General features: G+C 64.9%; 25 protein-coding genes. 8 read left to right on the top strand and 17 right to left on the bottom strand.

The features are described from left to right. Positions 1-15: 15 nt before the first annotated feature. The 7 genes from CDQ91_RS06085 (at position 16) to CDQ91_RS06055 (ending at position 6664) form a co-directional block, all read left to right on the top strand. On the top strand, positions 16-1122 hold the full coding sequence (locus CDQ91_RS06085; protein ID WP_419722548.1) for a flagellar basal body P-ring protein FlgI: 1107 nt from the start codon (positions 16-18) through the stop codon (positions 1120-1122). Then, positions 1119-1418: a rod-binding protein gene (locus CDQ91_RS06080; RefSeq protein WP_088471804.1), complete on the top strand. Its 300-nt coding sequence runs from the start codon at positions 1119-1121 to the stop codon at positions 1416-1418. The genes CDQ91_RS06085 and CDQ91_RS06080 overlap by 4 nt, the downstream gene beginning before the upstream one ends. Further along, a complete protein-coding gene (gene flgK, locus CDQ91_RS06075; protein WP_088471803.1) occupies positions 1415-2746 on the top strand; it encodes a flagellar hook-associated protein FlgK in 1332 nt (443 codons plus the stop codon). The genes CDQ91_RS06080 and flgK overlap by 4 nt, the downstream gene beginning before the upstream one ends. A gap of 13 nt (positions 2747-2759) precedes the next feature. Beyond that, positions 2760-3590 (top strand): flagellin, encoded by an 831-nt coding sequence (locus CDQ91_RS06070; protein WP_088471802.1) that lies wholly within the window; start codon positions 2760-2762, stop codon positions 3588-3590. Positions 3591-3693: 103 nt separating this feature from the next. Then, positions 3694-4557, top strand: coding sequence for a flagellar motor stator protein MotA (motA, locus tag CDQ91_RS06065; RefSeq protein ID WP_088471801.1), 864 nt, complete (start codon positions 3694-3696; stop codon positions 4555-4557). Next, positions 4557-5420, top strand: a complete 864-nt coding sequence (locus tag CDQ91_RS06060; protein WP_088471800.1) for a flagellar motor protein MotB — start codon at positions 4557-4559, stop codon at positions 5418-5420. Before motA ends, CDQ91_RS06060 begins: the two co-directional genes overlap by 1 nt. Positions 5421-5518: 98 nt before the next feature. Further along, positions 5519-6664, top strand: coding sequence for a sigma-54 interaction domain-containing protein (locus CDQ91_RS06055; RefSeq protein WP_237245840.1), 1146 nt, complete (start codon positions 5519-5521; stop codon positions 6662-6664). Between the two features lie 196 nt (positions 6665-6860). On the opposite strand, the gene CDQ91_RS06050 is transcribed toward CDQ91_RS06055, so the two are convergent. Genes CDQ91_RS06050 through fliE form a run of 17 tightly spaced genes read right to left on the bottom strand, consistent with a single transcriptional unit; the run spans position 6861 to position 20368 of the window. Continuing rightward, entirely contained in the window at positions 6861-7250 is a 390-nt protein-coding gene (locus CDQ91_RS06050; RefSeq protein WP_088471939.1) for a flagellar export chaperone FliS, read from the bottom strand. An 11-nt stretch (positions 7251-7261) separates the two neighbouring features. Next, positions 7262-8635, bottom strand: a complete 1374-nt coding sequence (fliD, locus tag CDQ91_RS06045; RefSeq protein ID WP_088471799.1) for a flagellar filament capping protein FliD — start codon at positions 8633-8635, stop codon at positions 7262-7264. A gap of 53 nt (positions 8636-8688) precedes the next feature. Then, complete coding sequence (locus CDQ91_RS06040; RefSeq protein WP_088471798.1) at positions 8689-9828, bottom strand: EscU/YscU/HrcU family type III secretion system export apparatus switch protein; 1140 nt, start codon at positions 9826-9828, stop codon at positions 8689-8691. 3 nt (positions 9829-9831) lie between these two features. Next, positions 9832-10611, bottom strand: coding sequence for a flagellar biosynthetic protein FliR (gene fliR / locus CDQ91_RS06035; protein ID WP_088471797.1), 780 nt, complete (start codon positions 10609-10611; stop codon positions 9832-9834). Positions 10612-10618: 7 nt separating this feature from the next. After that, the gene (locus CDQ91_RS06030) at positions 10619-10888 is read right to left on the bottom strand and encodes a flagellar biosynthetic protein FliQ (protein ID WP_088471796.1); all 270 of its coding nucleotides are present in this window, start codon (positions 10886-10888) and stop codon (positions 10619-10621) included. A gap of 4 nt (positions 10889-10892) precedes the next feature. Continuing rightward, on the bottom strand, positions 10893-11663 hold the full coding sequence (fliP, locus tag CDQ91_RS06025) for a flagellar type III secretion system pore protein FliP (protein WP_088471795.1): 771 nt from the start codon (positions 11661-11663) through the stop codon (positions 10893-10895). Continuing rightward, complete coding sequence (locus CDQ91_RS06020; protein WP_088471794.1) at positions 11653-11931, bottom strand: FliO/MopB family protein; 279 nt, start codon at positions 11929-11931, stop codon at positions 11653-11655. The genes fliP and CDQ91_RS06020 overlap by 11 nt, the downstream gene beginning before the upstream one ends. Further along, positions 11931-12269, bottom strand: a complete 339-nt coding sequence (fliN, locus tag CDQ91_RS06015) for a flagellar motor switch protein FliN (RefSeq protein WP_088471793.1) — start codon at positions 12267-12269, stop codon at positions 11931-11933. Before fliN ends, CDQ91_RS06020 begins: the two co-directional genes overlap by 1 nt. Then, the gene (locus tag CDQ91_RS06010; protein WP_088471792.1) at positions 12262-13206 is read right to left on the bottom strand and encodes a flagellar motor switch protein FliM; all 945 of its coding nucleotides are present in this window, start codon (positions 13204-13206) and stop codon (positions 12262-12264) included. The genes fliN and CDQ91_RS06010 overlap by 8 nt, the downstream gene beginning before the upstream one ends. Beyond that, a complete protein-coding gene (locus CDQ91_RS06005; protein WP_088471791.1) occupies positions 13203-13808 on the bottom strand; it encodes a flagellar basal body-associated FliL family protein in 606 nt (201 codons plus the stop codon). Before CDQ91_RS06005 ends, CDQ91_RS06010 begins: the two co-directional genes overlap by 4 nt. 17 nt (positions 13809-13825) lie before the next feature. Continuing rightward, positions 13826-14980 (bottom strand): flagellar hook-length control protein FliK, encoded by a 1155-nt coding sequence (locus CDQ91_RS06000; RefSeq protein WP_088471790.1) that lies wholly within the window; start codon positions 14978-14980, stop codon positions 13826-13828. Beyond that, positions 14977-15423 carry a hypothetical protein gene (locus tag CDQ91_RS05995; protein WP_088471789.1) on the bottom strand — a complete coding sequence of 149 codons (447 nt, stop codon included), beginning with the start codon at positions 15421-15423 and terminating at the stop codon, positions 14977-14979. Before CDQ91_RS05995 ends, CDQ91_RS06000 begins: the two co-directional genes overlap by 4 nt. After that, positions 15420-16751: a FliI/YscN family ATPase gene (locus CDQ91_RS05990; RefSeq protein WP_088471788.1), complete on the bottom strand. Its 1332-nt coding sequence runs from the start codon at positions 16749-16751 to the stop codon at positions 15420-15422. The genes CDQ91_RS05995 and CDQ91_RS05990 overlap by 4 nt, the downstream gene beginning before the upstream one ends. After that, positions 16748-17350, bottom strand: a complete 603-nt coding sequence (locus CDQ91_RS05985; protein ID WP_088471787.1) for a FliH/SctL family protein — start codon at positions 17348-17350, stop codon at positions 16748-16750. Before CDQ91_RS05985 ends, CDQ91_RS05990 begins: the two co-directional genes overlap by 4 nt. Further along, the gene (gene fliG / locus CDQ91_RS05980) at positions 17343-18383 is read right to left on the bottom strand and encodes a flagellar motor switch protein FliG (RefSeq protein WP_237245839.1); all 1041 of its coding nucleotides are present in this window, start codon (positions 18381-18383) and stop codon (positions 17343-17345) included. The genes CDQ91_RS05985 and fliG overlap by 8 nt, the downstream gene beginning before the upstream one ends. Further along, on the bottom strand, positions 18376-20022 hold the full coding sequence (fliF, locus tag CDQ91_RS05975; RefSeq protein WP_088471786.1) for a flagellar basal-body MS-ring/collar protein FliF: 1647 nt from the start codon (positions 20020-20022) through the stop codon (positions 18376-18378). Before fliF ends, fliG begins: the two co-directional genes overlap by 8 nt. Positions 20023-20026: 4 nt before the next feature. Further along, positions 20027-20368 carry a flagellar hook-basal body complex protein FliE gene (fliE, locus tag CDQ91_RS05970; RefSeq protein WP_088471785.1) on the bottom strand — a complete coding sequence of 114 codons (342 nt, stop codon included), beginning with the start codon at positions 20366-20368 and terminating at the stop codon, positions 20027-20029. 248 nt (positions 20369-20616) lie between these two features. Between fliE and CDQ91_RS05965 the strand changes: the two genes are divergently transcribed. Further along, the gene (locus tag CDQ91_RS05965) at positions 20617-21483 is read left to right on the top strand and encodes a flagellin N-terminal helical domain-containing protein (RefSeq protein WP_088471784.1); all 867 of its coding nucleotides are present in this window, start codon (positions 20617-20619) and stop codon (positions 21481-21483) included. Positions 21484-21644: the final 161 nt, after the last annotated feature.

The following is a 21644-nucleotide window of genomic DNA, read 5'->3' as shown; positions in this document are numbered from 1 at the left end:
GAGGATAATGAAGTGATCCAGCGTTCCACCTTGCTCGCGCTTCTGGCGTTGCTGCTGGCCAGCCTTGGTTTTGCGGCGCCGGCCTCGGCCGAGCGCATCAAGGACATGGGCCAGTTCCAGGGCCTGCGCGCCAACCAGCTCACCGGCTACGGCATCGTCGTCGGCCTCGCGGGTACGGGCGACGACAGCCTCGACTATTCGACATTGGGTATGAAGGGTGCGGTGTCGCGCTTTGGTCTGACTCTGCCCGCCGGGGTCAATCCGGCGCTCAAAAATGCCGCGGCGGTGATGATTACCGCCGAACTGCCGCCTTTCGCCAAGCCCGGTCAGCGTCTTGACGTCACCGTGTCGGCAATCGGCAAGTCGAAAAGCCTGCGCGGCGGGACGCTTGTCCTCGCGCCGCTTTATGGCGCCGACGGACAGATTTACGCGATGGTGCAGGGCAATCTCGTCATCGGCGGTCTCGGCATCGACAGCGCCGACGGGTCGAAGCTGACGGTCAATGTGCCGTCGAGCGGCCGGATCGCCGGCGGTGCGACGATCGAACGCGCGGTCGATACCGGCTTTGCCACCGGCGACTGGCTCACCTTCAACCTCCACCAGTTTGACGCCACCAATGCCAAGCGCGTGACCGACGCGATCAACCTCGCGATCCCGGGCAGCGCCTCGATGATCGACGGCGCCAGCATCGCGATCCGGTCCGCCGGCAATGGTGACACGCGCATGCGGCTGATGTCGCAGATCGAAAATCTGGGCGTCCAGCGTGCCGAACCGCCCGCAAAGGTGATCGTCAATGCGCGCACCGGTACGGTCGTGATCAATGGCGCGGTCCGCGTCGGCACCGCCGCGGTGACGCAGGGCAAATTGTCCGTGTCGATCAAGGAATCGCCGATGGTGGTCCAGCCCGCGCCCTTCAGCCGCGGCGAGACCGCGGTTGAACAGTCGAGCGAGATCGAGGTGAAGGAGGATTACCGTCCGGTGATGCTCGTAAAACCCACCGCGTCGCTGTCCGAACTGGTCGATGCGATCAACCGCATGGGCGTTCCCCCCGGCGATCTTGTCGCCATCCTCGAGGCGCTGAGCCAGGCCGGCGCCCTGACCGCAGAATTGGTAATCATATGACGACCCCCATTTCTTCTTCTTCCCTATCCGCCACGGCGCCCGCGCCGGGCGCGGGTGGCGGCGATGCGGGCCTCCGCAAGGCGGCCGAAGCCTTCGAAGCCGTGATCCTGCGCCAGATGATGGCGTCGATGCGTCAGGCCAAGCTTGGCGAGGATGTCTTCGGATCGAGCGCGACCGAAAATTTCCGCGAAATGGCCGATGCGCGCACCGCCGACAGCATCGCCGCGATGCGCCAGTTCGGCATCGCTGACATGGTCGACCGGCAGTTCCGCGGTCTCGCCGGAGGCAAGCCATGAGCGATCTTCTCAGCATCGGCTATAGCGGGCTCAAAGCCTATTCGCGCGCGCTGTCGACCGTCGGCGACAATATCGCCAATGCCCAGACGCCCGGATATGCGCGCCGCCGCCTCGAATTGATGGAAGCACTGGCGGGCGGCGACACGACGCTGACGCGCAGCAGCATCCGGCCGGGCGGGGTCGAGATCCGCGGCATCGACCGGTCGGTCGATGCCTGGCTGATCGAGGATTCGCGTATCTCCTTTGGCGGTGCCGAACGTTCGGCGACGCGGCTCGACTGGATGAACAAGGTCGAGGGCGCGCTGAGCGACGACACCAACGGCATCAAGACCGGGCTGACCAAGCTGTTCACCACCGCCGATCTGCTCACCGCCGATCCGTCGAACCAGACGCTGCGGACGCAGTTTCTGCAGGCCGCCGATGACGTTGCCTCTGGCTTTCGGACCGCCGCCGGCCAGCTTTCGGATATGGCCGAGGGGGTTTCCGGGGCCGCGACGAGCGAGGTTGATCAGTTCAACACCAATCTTCAGGCGCTCGAAGAAATCAACATTGGCCTTCGCAAGGCGCGGCCGGGATCGAGCAACGAGGCGAGTCTGCTCGACGAGCGGGATCGTCTCCTCGACCGTTTGTCGGCGCAGGGCGGGGTCAAGGCGAGCTTCGACGAACGCGGCGCCGTGACCCTCCGGGTCAGTGGCTCGGGCGATCTGCTCGTCGGCGGCGGTGTCGTGACGCCGATCGCGGTGACCACGGCTGCCGATGGACGTCTGTCGCTCACTGTCGGCGGCGGTGCGCCTTTCACCACCACAACCGGCTCGCTCGCGGGTCTGGCCGAGGCCGCCAATCATATCGCCGATCAGCGCGCCGGGCTCGATGCGATGGCGACGCAATTCGCGAACCAGCTCAACACCGCGCATCAGGGCGGCCTCGACGCGACGGGCAACCCCGGCGCTGCCTTGTTCACCGGCACCGGCGGAGCAGCATCGCTGACCGTCGCGCCGCTGACGGCCAATCAGGTGGCGGCCGGCAATGCGACGTCGGTGAACGGCAATATGCTGGCGTTTGGGGCACTGCGCGGGGCAAATGATCCCGAAGCCCGCTGGTCGGGCCATCTGGCGACGCAGGCGCAGGCAACGGCTTCGGCGCGGGCGCAGGATGCCGCCGCAGCGACGCGGGCCGACGCATCGGCCGCGGCGCGCGATTCGGTCAGCCAGGTCGATCTCGACAAGGAAGCCGCCGAACTGCTGCGCTTCCAGCAAGCCTATCAAGCCGCGGCGCGAACGATCCAGGTCGCGCGCGAAACCATGCAAACATTGCTCAATTCGATCTAGAAAGACAAAGATCATGATTAATGCCGTGGGCAATCGCATGACGCGCGAAATCGCGCGTCAGCAGAAACTTTCCAGCCAGCTCGAACGCACGATGGTGCAGATATCGAGCGGCAAGCTGATCCAGCGCATGTCCGACGACCCGGTCGCGGCGCGGCGCATCGCGACGATCGGCAAGACGCAGGCGAGCATGAAGACATGGTCGACCAATATCAAATCGGCCGAGGCGCTTGTCTCGCAGGCCGACGGCGTGCTGAAATCGACCGGCAATATGCTGGTCCGCGCCCGCGAATTGATGCTGTCGGCGACCAGCGATTCGGTGAATCCCGCCGACCGCGCGACGATCGCCGCCGAACTCAGCGCGATTGCCAACGAGATAGACGGGCTTGCGTCGACGCGCGATTCGAATGGCGAGCCGCTGTTCGCGGCGGGCAGTGCCAAGGTCGTGCGTTTTGATTCTGACGTCAGCTTCGCCCCAGTGCCATCGGCGGGCGACGCCTTTGTGATGGGCGGCAATAGTCTCTCGACCGGGCTGCGCGACGCTGCCGCCGCGCTCGCTTCGGGTGACAAGGTCGCGATGGGTGCCTCGCTCACCACGCTCAATGCGGCGATCGGCCATGTCGCCGACCAGAATGCGGCGCTTGGCCTTTCGGCGGGGCGTCTCGAGCGGATCGGCGACGGGCTGGAGAGTCGGGGGATTGCGCTGGCGGACGAACGTTCGGCGGTCGAGGACACGAATTTGTCGGTCGCGATCGCGCAGCTCAACGCGCAGGATTTGACGCTGAACGCCGCGCAGGCGGCCTTTGCGAAGATCAACCGGCAGAGTTTGTTCGATCTTTTGAACTGATCGACTCAACTTCGCGGCATCGCTGCCGTTAAGCATCAAGACGCACCTGAATTTTGCGGGCCCCGGTTCCAGAAACCGGGTGCCCGAATGGAGTTGACCCTGCATGTTTCCCGTTGTCGGCATCGTCGTATTGATCCTGCTGGTCTTCGGGGGCTTTGCGCTCACCGGCGGCAACCTCGGCCCCGTTATGCACGCGCTGCCGCACGAAATGCTGATCATCGGTGGTGCCGCTATCGGCTCGCTGATCATCGGCAATTCGGGCAAGGAACTGAAAGCGCTCGCCGGCGGGCTCGGCAAGGTGTTCAAGGGGCCAACCTATCAGAAGGCCGACTATCTCGACTGCATCCTGCTCGTCTCGACGCTCATGAAGATGATGCGCACCGACGGCCCTGTCGCGGTCGAGCCGCATATCGAGGATCCGGCGAATTCGCCGATCTTCCAGCAATATCCGAAGCTCCTGAAAGACCAGACGCTGGTCCATCTGATCTGCGACACGCTGCGCCTCGTCGTCGTGTCGTCGGGCACGCTCGACCCGCACGCGGTCGAGGAAGTGATGGATAGCGCGCTGAAGAGTCACCACCATCACGCAATCAAGCCTGCCGATGGTTTGCAAGGCCTTGCCGACGCGCTGCCCGCGCTCGGGATCGTTGCTGCGGTGCTCGGCGTCGTCAAGACGATGGGCTCGATCGACCAGCCGCCGGCGGTGCTTGGCGGGATGATCGGTTCGGCGCTGGTCGGTACCTTTCTGGGCGTGTTGCTTGCCTATGGCCTTGTTGGTCCGTTCGCGACGCGCGCGCGCACCGTGATCGAAAGCGATGCCGCCATCTATCATACGGTGAAGCAGTTGATCATCGCCTCTCTCCACGGCCATCCGCAGCCGCTGGTGATCGAGGCCGCGCGGTCCGGCGTCGACCATGCCAATCAGCCGAGCTTTGCTGAGGTATTTGACGGAATGCGCGGTCGCTGATGGCCGCGCGTCCCAACATGCCGCGGCCGATCATCGTCAAGAAGATCATCGAGGCCCCCCACGCCGGACATCACGGCGGCGCGTGGAAGGTGGCTTATGCCGACTTCGTCACCGCGATGATGGCATTCTTTCTTTTGATGTGGTTGCTCGGCGCGACTGACGAGAAACAGCGCAAGGCACTCGCCGACTATTTTGCGCCCACGATCGTTCAGACCAAGACCGACAGTGCCGGGTCGACCGGCATGTTCGGCGGCGACTCACTTGTTGCGGCCGACAAATATCCGCACGGCGCCGCGCAGACCGGAACGCGTTCGATGACCATCCCGCGCGATGCCGTGGGCGGGCCGAGAGAGGCTTCGGGGCGCGAGCGCGTGAAGGAAAATATGCGTTTTCGCCAGCTCGCCCAGTCGCTGGTCGATCGCGTGCAGGCCAAAGCCGATCTCAAACGCCTGGCGCGCAATCTGCGCTTCACCGAAACCGCCGAGGGGCTCCGCATCGATATCATCGACGACGCCGATTTCTCGATGTTCGTGATCGGCACCAGCCAGCTGACCCCCGAAGGCGCGCGTCTGTTCCGTGAGGTCGCGGCACCGATCGCGGCCGCGCCAAACCAGCTGATGATCCGTGGTCACACCGACGCGGCGCCCTGGTCGGCAAAGTCGGGAACGAACAATTGGCGCCTGTCGGTCGACCGTGCCGAGGTGGTGCGTAACTTTCTCGAGTATCGCGGAATCGTCTCGAACCGCTTTTCGCGCATCGAAGGGGTCGCCGATCGCGAGCCCTATTTCCCCACCAACCGATTCGATCCGCGCAACCGGCGCATCTCGATCACCCTGGGCTGGGGCGATGGTGGCGGCAACTAGTGCCAGTTTGGCCGTATCCAAAACCATTAAGAACGCAATGGAGCCGTCATTGCTGCCAGTTTGGCAATAACCCTTTGTTTTGAAAGGGTTATGATTCAATGGATAATCTTTTGTTTACCAATTTCGTCAATCTCTGGGGCATCGAAAAGACGCCCGGGGGGGCGATGGAGACAAAGATGATCGAGGGCGGGCACAACAACGCAATGACGGCGCTTGAGGCGTTGATCATCGGGCATAGCCCGGCGGCGCAGCATCTGCGCGAGATGATCCGGCGCGTCGCTCGCTCGAACGCCTCGGTCATGCTCTGTGGCCCGTCGGGTTCGGGCAAGGAACTGGTTGCCCGCGCGATCCACGACGAGGGCGTCCGTTCGGGCAAGCCCTTTGCCGCAATCAACTGCGGCGCTATCCCCGGCGAGCTCATCGAATCCGAACTGTTCGGTCATGAAAAGGGCTCGTTCACCGGCGCCACCGCCCGTCGCCTCGGTCATTTCGAGGCCAGCGAGGGTGGCACCATCTTTCTCGACGAAATCGGCGACATGCGCTTTGACATGCAGGTCAAACTGCTCCGCGTGCTCGAAGACCGGACGATCGTCCGCGTCGGCAGCAGCGAAGTGCGCGGCGTCGATGTTCGTGTCATCTCGGCGACGCACCAGGATCTGGATAGCGCGATTGCCGACGGCAAGTTCCGCGAAGACCTGTTCTTCCGGCTCGGCGTGGTTGTGTTGCAGGTCCCCAGCCTTGCCAGCCGCGTCGAGGATATTCCCGCGCTGATCCGTCACTTTCAGCGGAAGATGCCCGGCGAAGCCAAATGCCGTTTCGAGGACGCCGCGATGGCGCTGTTGATGCAGCATCGCTGGCCCGGAAATGTGCGCGAACTGCGCAATTTCGTCGAACGCGCCAGCGTATTGCACGGTGGCGAGACGCTTGGCGCCGACGATGTCGCGATGCTTTTGAATCCTACCGCAGCTTTTGCCCCGCGCTATGCCGCGCCCATCAGCTTTGTCCCGACGCCGACTGGTTTGGAAGAATCGGCTGCTCCGGCCGCCGCGCATGGCAAGGCACCGGCGCCGGGCCGCCCGATCGACCTCAAGCGCGAGATCGAAACGATCGAACTCGAACAGATCCACGTCGCGCTCGATCTCGCCGACGGCATTATTTCGGAAGCGGCGCGCCTGCTCACTTTGAAGCGCACGACGTTGATTGAAAAGATGCGCAAATATGGGGTTCATCAACAGGCTGCCTGACCGGTCCTGTTTCAGAGTTTCAGCACCCGCTGAAAAAATGGGGACTCTGGTCCGTCCCTATCACCCGGCTGCCCATCCCCACTGGGCGGCCGGGTAACCAGCGGGGACTTTTCCTGCCTTGCCCTAAAGACATCGGCCCGCGCCGCCATTCCCAGGCGGCGCGGGCCGATGTCTTTTTCTATGTTCTGGACGAACGCTAGCCCAATTGCCGCCAGGCGGAGCTGATCGTCAAAATTCCTTCGAGCAGGTCCGCCAGCGCTTCTTCGCTGTTCGCCGCGACGGCTTCGTCGAGCTTGCGGCGCATGCTGCGATAGACGCGCGAGAGGGCCCCTGCGACATCGCCGCCTGCCTCATGATCGAGCCCGGCGTCGAGCCCGATCAGGATCGCGCGCGCGCGGTGCGCGGGATCGGTCGCTGAAATGCGTTGACCCTGGCGCACCATCGCGCCGAGAACGCCGATCGCGGTTTCCAGCTCGTCATAGAGCATCGTCACCAGCTCGACGGGGCTTGCGGTCGCGGCACGGCTTTCATGCTGCAATCGGCGATAAAGCCCGGTCGCCCGGACGGTTGAAGCGGTAGCTGCCACGGTCAAAGCCCTTAGTCGTTACGCGAGTTGGTCCAGAGTTTGATCTGCTGCTCGAGATAGGTTTGCGTCGCCTTGATCGTTGCGAGCCGCGCCTCGAGCGAGCCATATTGCTTCTCGAGCCGCTTGCGATAGGCGTCCTCGCGCACCTCGATCTTTTCGAGCGTCTCGGTCAGCGTTTCGCGGCTTTCGGTCAGGGATTTCGACACGCGGTCGATGACACCGTCGGTGGCGACCGCCTTGTCGCGGATCGCATCGAGAGCGAAGGCGATGCCGGGATCGGTCGCCTCGGTGTGGGTCGCGTCGCGTCGCGGGTTGAACAGCGCCTCGACCGCGCCGGCATCGGATGCCAGCACTGCGTCCAGCTTTTTGCTGTCGATGGAAAGAAGGCCTTCCTTCGTCGTCGAAATGCCGATGTCGGTCAGCTTGTTGATGCTGGGATGGCTTGAGAGGACCTTACTGACCAGACTCGCCAGCTCGCGCTCGAGTTCCTGCAGCGACTTTGTCGGCCCCGACATTTTGGACGCCGACTCCAGGCTCTTTTTCATCTGGTTATAGACCGAGACGAAATCGCCGACCGTCTGTTTGATCATGTCGAGCGGGCGGCTGGCGCCAATGTCGACCGGCTGTCCGGGGGCCGCCTTTTTCAGCGTCAGCGACATGCCCGGAACGACGTCGTCGATGATATTGCTCGCGCGGCTGAACGCCACGCCGTCGATGGTGAACTGGGCGTTGGCGGCGCCCTGGCCCAGCGTCATGCCGCCGCCGGGACCATAGCCAAGGGTCGCCAGTCCGGGCTCTGCGCCGGCGTCGGCGGTCAGCGTGAAGGCGTTCGCTTCGCCCGAGGCGCCTTTCAGGATCATGCGATGTCCGCCTTCGTCGGCGATGATCGACGCGGTCACGCCGCTGCCGCTGGCGTTGATTGCATTGGCCAGGCCGTCGAGGCTGTTGTTCGCGGCGTCGATGGTGATCGTTTTGGCGACGCCCCCGACCGTCAGCGTCATTGTGCCGGTGCCGATGGCGGCGGTACGGTCGGCGACGACGCCGGTATAGGTGCTCTGCGCGCGGGCAAGCTGGTTGACAACAACGGTCGCGGCAAAGCTGTCGGCATGAATGCCGGCGCGTGCGGTCGCGCCGAGAATGCTGTCATCGGACACTGTCGGGGTGCTGCGCAATGTACCGTCGGCGACCATCTGGCCCAGCGAATCGGCGAAGCCGTCAAGGTCCGATCGCGCCTGTGCGACGGCGCTGATGCGCGCCTGATTTTGCTGCGCCAAGGTCGAAATACGCGCCACTTTGGGCGCGCGCGACGCGTTGGACAGGTCGGTGACCAGCTGCTTGATATCGATCCCGGATCCGGCACCGAGGCTGTTGATGATTGAGCTCATGGCAATTTCCTTCGCACCTCTTAACGGCAGCGCGAGGACGGCATTAAGCGAATTTAGCTTTGACGGCGCCCGTCGGGATCGAAGCGGTGCGACGCGGGTACATCGACGCTGGGCGGCGGCGTGCCTTCGGCGACGGCGCGTTCGAGGCGGAAGACGAAGGCGAGGACGGTCGCCACCGCGACGAACAATTCTTCGGGGATCACCCGCCCGGCGCGCGCGGTGAAATAAATCGCACGGGCGAGCTGCGGATATTCGAGGATCGGGACATCGACCGCGCGCGCGAGTTCGCGGATCGCCAGTGCGACGTCGCCGCGTCCGCGCGCGACGACGACCGGCGCGGCATCGACCCCGGGGCGATAGCGCAGCGCGACCGAGAAATGGGCGGGGTTGGTCAGGATGACGGTGGCGTCGGACACCGCCTTGCGTGCTGACCCGCTCATCATCTCGTGGGCGCGCTGGCGCTGGGCCTGTTTGAGTTCGGGCGCGCCGTCGGACTGGCGCATCTCTTCCTTGATTTCCTGCTTGCTCATCATCAGCCGCTTGTTGCGCTGGAACCATTGCACCGGCACGTCGATCAACGCGATGACGACCAACCCGCCCGAAAGGGTGAGCATCGCATGGCCGAGCGCCTGTCCGGCGAGGCCGATCGCGGAGGAGAGGTCGCTCGCGGCCATCGACATGATCGCGGGCAGGCTGCGCGCGATGAGCCAGTAACCGATGAGGCCCAGAAGCAGGACCTTGGCGATCGCCTTGCCCAGTTCGGCCAGCCCCTGCGTTCCGAACATGCGCTTGAGCCCGGTCATCGGGTTGAGGCGGTTGCCCTTGAACGCCAGCGCCTTGCCGCGCCAGCCGAACGAGCCGAGCAGCGCCGGTCCTGCGATCGCGGCGCCCAGCGCCAGCGCAAACAGACTGGCGAGCGGCAGCAATATCTCGACCCCGTTGCGCAGCAGCGCCTCGGCCGGGGCGAAATCGGCGACATCGGCGGCGGTCAGCGTCAGCCCGCGGCGCACCAGGTCGCCAGCCGACTGGACGAACCAGCCGCCGGCAGCGATGATCCACCCGGCTGCGGCGAGCATCATCAGCGCGGTCGCGAGTTCGCGCGACATCAGCACATCGCCTTCGCGCGTCGAATCGGCGCGCTTCTTCGGCGTCGCCTGTTCGGTTTTCTGGTCTTTTTCGGTCTGCCCCGCCATGGCTCAGCCGCCAGAGATCCGGCGCGCGGCTTCGAGCGCGTCCGACAATATGCGCGCGATCGCCTCGGCCATCACCGGCGTCCCGATCGCAAGCAGGATGACGCCCGCGAGAAGCGTCGCGGGGATGCCGACCGCGAACAGGTTGAGCGCGGGCGCCGAACGGCCGATCACGCCCATGATGATCTGCACCATGATCAGGACGAAGCCGACCGGCAGCGCGATCGTCAGCCCGGCGGCGAACATCAGGCTGCCGAAGCGCAGGATGCCGCCGATCGCCTCGAAAGACAGGCCGCCGCCACCGGGAGGTAGCGCGGTATAGCTCTCCACGACAATGTCGATCAGCAGCAGATGGCCATCGGCGGCGAGGAAGAGCGCGGTCGCGAGCATCGAGAGGAATTGTCCGATCGCCGAGCTCATCTGCCCGCTCATCGGATCGGCCATCGCCGCGAAACCAAGCCCCATCGCGTTGCTGATCGCCTCGCCGCCGAGCAAGGCGGCGGCCAGCCCCATTTGCAGCACGAAACCGATGCCGAGCCCGATCATCACCTCACCGATGATGAACAGCAGTCCGGGGACGGAAACGATGCCTTCGGGCGGCAGCGCCATCCCCGACGCCGCGACCGCGGGCACGCCGACCGCGAGCGCGATCACGAGGCGTAGCTGCACCGGGACATTGGCGGCACCGAACACAGGCGCGGCCAGAAAGGCGGCGCCGGGGCGGATCATCCCCAGCATCCACAGCTGAAGCATCGCCTCGACATTCGGGATGTCGGCGGGATTCATCCCCGGCTTACTTCACCAGGGCAGGAATTTGCGCGAAGATCTCGCGCGTGAAATCGGTGAGCAGCACGAGGATGCTGCTGCCGAAAATCGCGAGGCAGATTGCGGCGACGATCAGTTTGGGGACGAAGGTCAGCGTCTGTTCGTTGATCGAGGTCGCGGCCTGCACCATGCCGAGCAGCACGCCGATGACGAGCACGGGCAGCAGCAGTGGCGCCGAGGCGAGGGCGAGGATCCACAGCGACTGCTGCGCGACCCCGATAAAATAGTCGGCCTCCATCGCGCTAACTCACGAAGGAGGAAGCGAGCGAGCCCATCGTCAGCGCCCAGCCGTCGACGAGGACGAAGAGCAGTAACTTGAAGGGCATCGATATGATCATCGGCGATAGCATCATCATACCCAGCGACATCAGCGCCGAGGCGACGATCAAATCGATGACGAGGAAGGGCAGGAAGATCAGAAAGCCGATCTGGAAAGCGGTCTTGAGTTCGCTGGTGACGAAGGCGGGCAGCAGGATCGAGAAGGGCACGTCCTTCGGGCTCGCATAGCTTGGCGCCTTGGCGATCTTGGCGAACATCATCAGGTCCGACTTGCGCGTCTGTTTCATCATGAAGCCATGGAGCGCGACCCCCGAGCGTGATACAGCCTCGCCAATGTCGATCTGTTCCTGGCCATAGGGTTCGATCGCGACGCGGTTCACTTCGCTGATCACAGGTTGCATGATAAACAGCGAGAGAAAGAGGCTGAGCCCGACGAGCACCTGGTTCGGCGGAGTCTGCTGCAACCCCAGCGCGTGGCGCAGGATCGACAGCACGATGATGATGCGGGTGAAGCTGGTCATCATGAGCAGGAGCGACGGCAGCACCGTCAGCAGGCTCATCATCACCAGAATTTGCAGCGACAGCGACAGCGGGCGGCCATCGCCACCAATGTCGGCGACCGCGCGGTTCAGCCCGTCGGCCGCCTGCGCATAGGCAGCAGGCGCGGCGGCGAGCAACGCGAGGCCGCCCACCAGCGCCGCACCCCGCAGCCAGCGGCTGCGATCAGTCGACATGAAAGTCGCCCTGGCTGTCGTCGGCCAGGCGGGTGATGCCATTCCGCGATACCGCGATCAAAATCTGTTGCCCGCCGAATTCGACCACCGCGAGCTTCGCCCCCGGGCCGAGCGGCAGCACGTCGACCATCTGGATTGCACGGGCCTTGGCGGTGCCGCCGGTCAGCGGCACGCCCATCTGGACGCGCTTCCACAGCCACAGGCTGCCCCAGGCCAGCCCGCCGATCATCGGCAGCAGGATCAGCAGGCGGAGGATATATTCGAACATTATTTCCTCCGATCGAGGCCGCCCAGACCGCGGTCGGGAGCGACGACTTCGGCGACCTGGATGCCATAGCGGCCGTCGACGCTGACGATCTCGCCCTTCGCGATCAGGGTGCCGTTCGCATAAATGTCGAGCAGGTCGGTCGCCGCGCGGTCGAGTTCGATCACGCTGCCTTCCGACAAGGCGAGCAGCTCGGCGAGGGTCATCGATGTCGATCCGACCTCGACCGACACGCGCAGCGATACGCCGGCGAGCAGGTCGAAATTGGGCGACGATGCGATGTCCTTATTATCGCGGCGTTCGCGGCGCGCGGCCGCGGGGGCTTCGCTGATGTCAGTCATGGTCCGGTCCTTCTTCGATATGTTCGATCATGATGGCGGCGTTGCCATTGGCCTCGCCGATGCTGCCGACGGCAAAGTTACGGCCCGCGACGGTCACCGGTACATGGCGCGGCATGGTGAAGGGGATGACGTCGCCCACTTCGAGACCAAGCAATTTCACCAGGCTGATTTCGGGGCGCGCAAGCACCGATCGGACGGGCAGGCGGATATCGCGGAGTGCCTTATTCAGCGTCGCGCTCCATACCGGGTCGGCCGAATGCGTTTCGCGCACCTCGGGAACGGGTTCGGCGCCGGCGATCCCGCGCAGCGCCGCAAGCGGATAGGCGCACAGGACCGTGCGGCCCTCGAACGGCGCACCACGGAGGGTGAAGCGCTGGACGAGCAATTCGTCGTCGGCGCGCACCGCGGCGAGCTTCGCGCTGTCGCAGGTGACACAGTCGAGTTCGGGTTCGATCGGCAGCTTGTCGCCCCAGGCGGCGGCGAGCTGGATTCCCATGTCGCGGCCGAGCCGCGCGGCAAAGCGTTCCTCGGCATCGGTCAGGTCTTCGCGTTCGCCCGAAAGCTTGCCCTTGCCGCCATAGAAAATGTCGACCAGCTGAAGGATCAGCGGCCGCGCGGCGGAAAGCAGCACGGGGCCTTTCAGCGGCGGTGCGTGGTAGCGCCAGAAGATCGCCGGCGCGGCTACGCCGCACCAGTCAGCAAAGCTCATCTGCTCCGCCCCGGCGCGCTCGACCTGAATGGCCGTTGCGCCGAGCGCGCGCAACAGGTCGCGCAAGGATCGGCCAAACTGGTTAGCGACGGTATCAAGCGCCGGAAAGGCATAGCTGCCCTCCGTCTTGCGCAGCAGCAGCGACGCCTTGGCGTCGGACGCGTCCGACGCCGGCTGCTTCGCTGCCGGCGCCTTGACCGCCTTGACCGGTTTGGCGTCAGCTTTCACTGGACGACCAGGCTCGTGAAATAGACATTATCGATACCCCCAAAGCCTTCCTTTTCGCGCAGAACCCCATTGACTGCGCCGGTCAGCTGACGCTGTAATCGCTGTTTTCCTTGCGATGTCGAGAGCAAAACCGGATCCTGTTCGGCGAGTACCATAAGCACAACCGAGCGGATCGGCACCGCCTGACGTTTGATATTATTGATAACCTTGCCGTCATAAAAGGTGGAAAGGCTGATCCCCACCTGCAGGAAACCCGACCCGTCGGCAAGGTTTGTCGTAAACGCATCGGTAATCGGATAATATGTGATTTCATATTTGCGCGGATCGACCTTGAAACGGTCGTTGGGGACCGCGACGGTGCCGACCTTCGGTGGCGCCTCTTCCTTTTTGTCCTCGGCCGGGGGCGGTTCGTCCTTACTGCTGCGTACCACCAGCTTGGGATAGCTATCCTCGGGCTTGGCGGCATGCGCGGCCATGCCGACGCCGAAATACATGCCCGCACCGGCGCCTGCGCCGATCAGAACCGCGGCGCCGATGACGATCATCATCAGCTTCTTGAACTTGCCCTTTTTGGGCTCGGCTTCGATTTTATCCTTGGTCATGGTCGGATCTTTCCTGATCAGGCGAAGCGGCCGCGGCGGTCGGCGGCGCGGTCTTCGTCACGCGATTCTGCGTGTTCGGTGGCGGTTTCGATAAGATGTACGGCGTCCTGTGCGGCGCCGCGGCCCTGGCCCTGCTGCGACTGACGACCGGTTTCGCCCGGCGTGCAGGTCACTTCGGCGCCCGCAACGCGGACGCCCTGCTGGCGCAGGTCTTCGACGAGGCGGGTTTGCGCGGCGGTGACGATGACTGCGGTCGCTTCATGCTGGGTGTCGAGCTTCAGCGACACGCCCTCGTCGCCCATTTGCATCGCGACATCGAGACGGCCGAGGTGGCGCGGCATCAGGCGAAAGCTGACGTCACCGGTCGTCGATTTGGCCGCCGCAATGTCGTGCGCCAGCTGGTCGATCCAGGCGTCGTCGCTGCCAATATCAAGCGTGCGCTCGGTCACGATCGCGGGTTGCACCGCTTCGCCGAGGGCGGCTGGACCCTGCGTACCCGGCTGGGTGAACAGGACGGTCATTGACGCTTCGGCAGGCGCGGCTTTGGCGGCCTGCGGTTCGGTCGGAAGCGCGGCGAGCGTCGCGAGCGGAGCGGAAGCCTGTTTCGCGGCAACCGGGATAGATGACGTCATGTCGTCGGACGAAGCTGCGGCGGTACCCGTCGGCTTGGCGGATTTGCCGGCAGTCGGCGATGCTGCGACGATCGGCGACCAGGCAGCCACCGGTACGGCGGGTTCGGCGCTGGCGAGGGTGATCGCGGCCGCAGGTTCGGCGCTCGCTTCGGCGTCAGTCTCCGGCGTGGTTCCGGCGGGCTGGGTCGACGCCGGTTTCGTTCCAGGGACAGCGCCCGCGCCTGCGATCGCGATCAGCAGGCTGGCGGCCGTCGCGGCCGCGGTGTCGGCGGGTACGGCGTCTTTCGCGACCGCCGGCTTTGCGGCGGCTTCGACGTCGATCGCTTCGGCGGGGGGCAGGGTTATGCCTTCGCCGCCCTGCGGCAGTTCGAGCTTGGTGATGACCGGGATCGGGCCATCGCCAAGCATTGGCTGGGGCGTAGCGGCGAGCAGCTGGCTAAAGCTGCCGCCTTCGCCGCCGGTGGCAGGCGCCTGCCCGATCGCCGCGAGAAAGGTCGCGAGCGCCGGGGAGGTCGCGGGCTGGGGCAGAGCGCTCATCATGCCGCACCGCCTTCGATCAGGCGCAGGCGCATGCCGACGCCGGCGCGGTGCGGGCGGTTGGCATCGCTGCGCCGTTCCTGTTCGACTTCGGCTGCCTTGCGGCTGCGTTCGTAAAGGCGGACCGCCGATTCTTCTTTGACCATCGCGCTCTGGGCGAGCACGCCCATATGGTCGCGGCGCGCGCTGGCGTTGCTGAGCGGTGCGGTCAGATTTTCCTGCGCGATGTCGAGCCGCATCGCGAGCTCGCCGATCGTGTTGAGTGCGCCGGCCGCAACTGCGCCCTTGGCCATGGCCAGATCGACGCGCAGCGTTTCGAGACGCCGGGCGAGTTCGACCAGACTCGCAAGTTCGCCATTGGCGCGTGCGAGATTGGCTTCGGCCATCTGATGTTCGACGGAGCGCACGCGAATGATCCGTTTGCGGCGTTCGGTGCGGGCGTTCATGCGGTATATCCTTCGATCAGTATTTGGCGCGAGGCCTGGAAATCGACCTGCGCGGCGGCGGGTTGCGAAACGAAAGCGAGCTGGTCGGCGCGCCGGGAGATGGCTTCGTCGAGCACCGGATCGGTGCCGGCGACATAGGCGCCCATCAGCATCAGATCGCGGTTCTCTTCATAGGCCGACCACAGCTGGCGAAAGCGTGCGGCGGCGGCGGCATGGGGGGCGTCGACCGAATCGACCATCGTGCGCGACAGCGAACGCGCGACGTCGATAGCGGGATAGACGCCCTGTTCGGCCATGGTGCGTGACAGGATGATATGGCCGTCGACGATCGCGCGGGCGCTGTCGACGACGGGATCGTCAATGTCGCCGCCATCGGCGAGGACGGTGTAGAGCGCGGTGACCGAGCCGCCGGTTTCGCGGTCGATACCGGCGCGCTCGCACAGCGAGGGGATCAGCGCGAAGACCGAGGGCGGATAGCCCTTCATCGTCGGCGGTTCGCCCAGCGTCAGACCGATCTCGCGCTGCGCATGGGCGACGCGGGTCAGGCTGTCGATCAGCAGCAGCACCTTTTTGCCGTCGGCGCGGAAGGCTTCGGCAATCGCGGTCGCGCGCATCGCGGCGCGCAGACGTAGCAGCGGCGGATGGTCGGCGGGAACCGCGACGACGACGGCCTTTTTGCGGACTTCGGGGGGCAGCTTGGTTTCGACGAAATCGCTGACCTCGCGACTGCGTTCGCCGATCAGCCCGACGACGATGACATCGCATTCGGTACCAGCGATCATCTGACCCATCAGCACCGACTTGCCGACGCCCGAGCCCGCGATGATCGCGACGCGTTGGCCTTCGCCGACGGTGAGCAGGCCGTTGATCGCGCGGACGCCCATGTTGAGCGGCTTGGTCACGCGGCCGCGGCGCAGCGGATTGGTCTTGCGCCCGGCGAGCGGCCACTGGAATTGCGATTTGATCGGTGGGCGGCCGTCGAGCGGGTTGCCCTGCGCGTCGATGATGCGGCCGAGCAGCGCCTTGCCGCACGCGACCATGCCCGACGCGCCATGCGGTTCAACGGGTGCCCCCGTGACGAGCGGCATGTTGGCGTCGAACGGCAGGACGAGGCTGCGGTGGCCGCGAAAGCCGACGACTTCGCCGTTCACATATTCATTGTTCGCCGACTTGATGCGGACATTGCTGCCGAGCGGCTGGGGAAAGCCCGACACTTCGAGCATAATGCCTTCGTGCGAGACGAGCGTGCCGATGCGGCGCGGACTCGCGTCGGTGAGATCGATCGGATCGAGCAACTGGCGCGCCGACAGGGACAGGCGGCGGGTCATGCACCGTCTCCGGCGCCGCCGAGCGCGGCGCGCAGTTCGTCGAGATAGACGGCGCGGCCATGTTCGATCCAGCCCGCCGAGGTTTCGATGCGGACGGTGCCGCGCTTCATCGTGGCGTCGGCTTCGACGGGCAGGCGGAAGGGGCAATCGACGAGCAGCGCGGCGTCGGCGGGGTTGACCCACAGGGTGCGTGCCTTGTCGGCTTCGGCGACGAGCGCCGCAGCGGTTTCGGCCTGCGCCTGGAGCCAGGCGGCGTCGATCGGCGCGGTGTCGACGATCTGGCGAACCAGCCGTTCCACGGTTTCGGCGATCAGCTGCGCCAGTTCCTCGCTCGGTTCGTCCTGCAGCGCCTCGGCACCGGCGAGCAAGGCGAGCAGCTGGTGGCGTTCGGCGGCATAGGAGGATTCGGCGAGCCGCTGGCCTTCGGCGAGGCCGAGGGCATAGGGATCGTCGGCTACGATGATATCGGCCATTTCATGGTCCATATCGGCGTCGGGGGTTTCGGGTGCGAAGTTCAGCGGCCGGAAACCGCCCTTGCGCGCCATTGCATCACCGAGCGCGCCGGCGGCGAAGCCGGTTTCGGGAAAACGATCAGACATAATCGTCGCCTCCGCCTGCGATCATGATTTCGCCCGCGGCGGCCATCTGGCGCACGACCATCATGATCGCCTTTTGCGCTTCGTCGACGTCGGTGCGCTTGACCATCGTCATTTCGGCCATTTCGTCGCGGATCGTTTCCGACGCGCGCTGCGACATGGTGGCGAGGCACAGGTCGACCATCTCTTCGTCGGTGCCCTTGAGCGCGATCGCGAGTTCGGCGGCTTCGACTGCGCGCAGCACTGTGCTGAGGCTCTTTTTGTCGAGATCGCGGAGGTTCTCGAAGATGAACATTTCTTCCTCGATCGCCTGCGCAAGCAGCTTGTCGGTCTTTTTGAGCGCGCGGATCGTGCGTTCCGAAAGCTGCTTCGGCATTTTCTTCATGATCTTGGCGACGTCGCTCGGGCCGCCGATCGTCTGCTTGGCAACGCGCTGGCCGTCGGCATTGGCGCTGGCGAGCACCGATTCCAGATCCTCGATCGCCGCGGCGGGGACCGAGGTCAGCTGCGCGGCGCGCAGCACCAGATCGGCCTGCAGCACTTCGTCGAGGGTTTCGATCGCGCGGGCGGCGACATCGGGGATCAGCACCGACAGGATCAGCGCGCCGACCTGCGGATGTTCGCTGGCGAGCAGCCCGCTGATCGCCTCGACGTCCATCCAGCGCAGCATTTCGAGCGACGCGGCGCTCGACTGCGGCGCGACGGCGGCGAGGATATTGTCGGCGCGGACATTGCCGACCGCTTCGTGGATCACGGTGCGGATGCGGCTGTCTGCGCCGATCGCGAGTGCGCTGACGTCGCGGCTGCGGAGCACGAAGCGGTCGAGCGCCTGTTCGATCTGATGTTCGCTGGCGTTGGCCGTATCGAACATCGCCTTGGCGAGGTGGCGGACTTCTTCGGGGTCGAGTTGTTTCAGGATCGTTGCCGCTTCGCTTTCGTCGAGCAGCATCAGGAGGATGGCGGCGGCGGCCGATCCTTCGATCGCGGGTTTGGCTTTGGCGGGCATGCCCAATAGGGTGTCGGCGGCGTCAGGCACGGGCGCCCTCCTGCATCAGCTGGCGAACGACCAGCGCGGCGCGAGCCGAATCCTGGCGGACAAAGGCACGAACGAGGTTGGCGCGGGCTTCATAGCTCGGCGCGGCTTCGATCATGTCGAGGGTGATTTCGCGGCGGCCGTTTTCGAGCGCAGGACGGCCGCTGGTCGCGGTGAGCAAGGTTTCCTCGATCGCGGCGGTCTGTTCGGCGCGGGCTGCGGCACGCGCTTTGGCGGCGCGGATCAGCGGGCGGCCGATGAACAGGAAGACGAGCAGTGCGGCAAGGATGGCGCCGACCTGCGTGATCAACGGCATGAACCAAGGGGCATCGTAGAATGCCGGGGTGGTGTCTTCGACTTTCACGAACGGGCGCTGGCTGATCGCGATCAGGTCGCCGCGTGCGACGTCGAAACCCACTGCGCCCTTTACCAGGCTGTCGATCTTCATCATGTCGGCCTGCGTCAGCGCCTTCGTACCCTGATTGAGCGCAACGGCGACCGAGACGCGGCGAACGCGACCCTGCGGCTGATGGGTCACCGAAATCTCGCGGCCGACTTCATAGGCACGCTGGGCATTTTCATTGCTCTGCGTTTCGGGCGCACCGGCGGGCGCCGGAACCGGGGCCGTCGCCCCGATCGTCGTCGCCTGCGGCGGCTGGTTCGACAGCGCGCCCGGGATGCCGACGGCGGGGGGCGGAGCCTGACCGCTGACCTGCCGAGTGATTTGTTCGCTGGTGAGCGCGCGATCATTTTCGGGGAAGCTTTCGCGTGTCGCCTGGCTTTCCGACATGTCGACGTCGGCATGGACCTCGACGCTGAAATTTCCGGCGCCGAGCATCGGGCTGAGCAACGTGTCGAGCGCGCGGCGGAAGCGGTCCTCAATCTGGGTCTGGAGCTGGAACGCTTTCATGTCGGTCGATGTCGCAGTGTCGGACAACAGCGCGCCGCGCTGGTCGATCACCGACACCTGATCGGCGTTCATGCCGGGAACCGACGAAGCGACGAGGAAGCGGATTGCCTGCACCTGACCTTCGCTGAGCGATCGGCCGTTTTGCAGCGTCAGCATGACCGACGCGGTAGCGGGTTTGTCCTCACGGACGAACAGGCTGGGTTCGGCGGCGGCGACATGGACGCGGGCGCTTTTCACGGAATCGATGGCTTCGATTGTGCGCGACAGTTCGGCTTCGCGCGCGGCGCGGAGCGTTTCTCCCTCGATCGCGCGGCTCGACCCCATCGGCAGCGCCGCGATCAGGCTGTCGCCGTCGGGCTGCGCCTTGGGCAGGCCCTGACCGGCAAGCGCGATACGTGCCTGATGGAGCTTGTCGGCATCGACAGTCAGCGCGCCCGTCACCGGATCGATGCTGTGCGCGATGCCGGAGGTCTGGAGCGCGTCGGCGACCGCAGATTTGTCGGCGTCGGCCAGACCGGCAAACAACTGGGCCTGCGGCGCCGACTGGCTGAGGAAATAGGCGAAGGCAGCGATGCCGATCGCGGTGGTGGTGGCGATGGCGGGCAGCGCACGCTGCACCGCCGGTTGCTGCGCGAACTGGCGCAGCGGCGCGAGGCGATCGCCAAGCGTCGCGCCGATCAGGCGGTTCGCATGTCCGGCATCGATCGGGGTGAGCATCTGTGCGTCGGCCATCGGATTATACCGGCATGTTCATGATGTCGCGGTAAGCGGAGAGCAGCTTGTTGCGCACCTGCAGCGTGGTTTCGAAACCAAGCGAGGCTTTCTGCCGTTCGATCATCACGCTGACGATGTCATGCGTGTCGCCGCGCTCATAGGATTCGGTCAGCTCGCTCGCCTTGGTCTGCTGGGCGTTGACCTGTTGCAGTGCATTGTTGATCGCGGTGCTGAAATCGGCGCCTCCCTCGGCGCCTTCGGCTCCACCCGCCGCGCCGCGGCCGGCGGCGCGTTGCAGCGCTACATTCTGATTGAGGATCGAACTGCGCATCAACAACAGCCGGCTCTGGTCAATCGTGCTCATTATCTTTTCATCCGTTCTGGGGTGCAGCTGTGCGCCGCTCGCAAAGAACAATGCAAAGGCCGTGCCAGAATGTTTAATGACGCATTTTCAACGGTATGTGCGAAACCTCTCTCAACTTGCGCGGACGCATGGCATTTTTTTGACGGGGCGGGCTTAAGCGCTGCCACCGATCGCCGTTACTGACTTTCGTGACCGCTCCTCGAGCCCTCACATTACGGGAATGGCCATCGAGGCCGGAAAGGATCATTATGACCGTCATCAACACCAATGTGAGCGCGCTTCGCGCCCAGAACAACTCGCGTGTTGCCAACAAGATGCAGTCGCAGGCGATGGAACGCCTGTCGAGCGGCAAGCGCATCAACAGCGCGAAGGACGACGCCGCCGGCCTCGCCATCGCAACCCGCATGGACGCCAATGTTCGCGGCCTGAACCAGGCTGTGCGCAACGCCAACGACGGCATTTCGCTGTCGCAGACCGCCGAAGGCGCGATGGGCAATATCTCGAACATCCTCGTCCGCATGCGCGAACTGGCTGTCCAGGCGGCCAACGGTACCAACGGCGACGACGATCGCGATGCGGTGCAGACCGAAATCACGGCGCTGATCGCGCAGATTGGGGACATTACGGACCGCACCACCTTCAACGGCACCAAGCTGCTCGATGGCAGCGCGACGACGACACCGATCGACATCCAGACGGGCGTCAACTCGGGTGAGAAGGTAACGATCACAATCGCCGACCTCAGCGCCTCCGCTCTGGGCCGTGCGGCCGCTGCGGGCCCGCCGGCCGTCACCGCCTTGCTGGTTGAGGATATCGACCTTTCGGATGTCGCGGGTGCTTCGGATGCGCTCAGCGCTCTCGATGCGGCGATCCAGACGGTTGCCACGCAGCGCGCCAACCTCGGTGCGCAGCAGAACCGCCTTGAGGCGACTGTCGACAATCTGACGTCGACCGTCACCAATTTGGCAGACGCCAAGTCGCGCATCGAAGACGCCGATTTCTCGGCCGAATCGACGAAGCTTGCCGCCGCTGGCATCCTGTCGCAGGCATCGACCGCGATGCTCGCTCAGGCAAACCAGAGCCAGCAGGGCGTGATGAACCTGCTCCGCGGCTAAGCCGAGCCACTCCAATTCAGGCTATATCTGGTTGATCCCTTTGATAGCCTGATCCGACGCCCCGGTCCCCCACGACCGGGGCATCTTTGGGGCCGTGTCTTGCAGATTTGGGCGAAGAGAGGGTTCTGCGGCTTTTTATGCGTGCCGCTTAATCGCTGCCG

The sequence above is a fragment of the Sphingopyxis witflariensis genome, from assembly GCF_002205635.1.
In the GTDB taxonomy this organism is placed as follows: domain Bacteria; phylum Pseudomonadota; class Alphaproteobacteria; order Sphingomonadales; family Sphingomonadaceae; genus Sphingopyxis; species Sphingopyxis witflariensis.
Note: the sequence above shows the minus strand (reverse complement) of the source record. Positions and strands in the feature narration are given on the sequence as shown.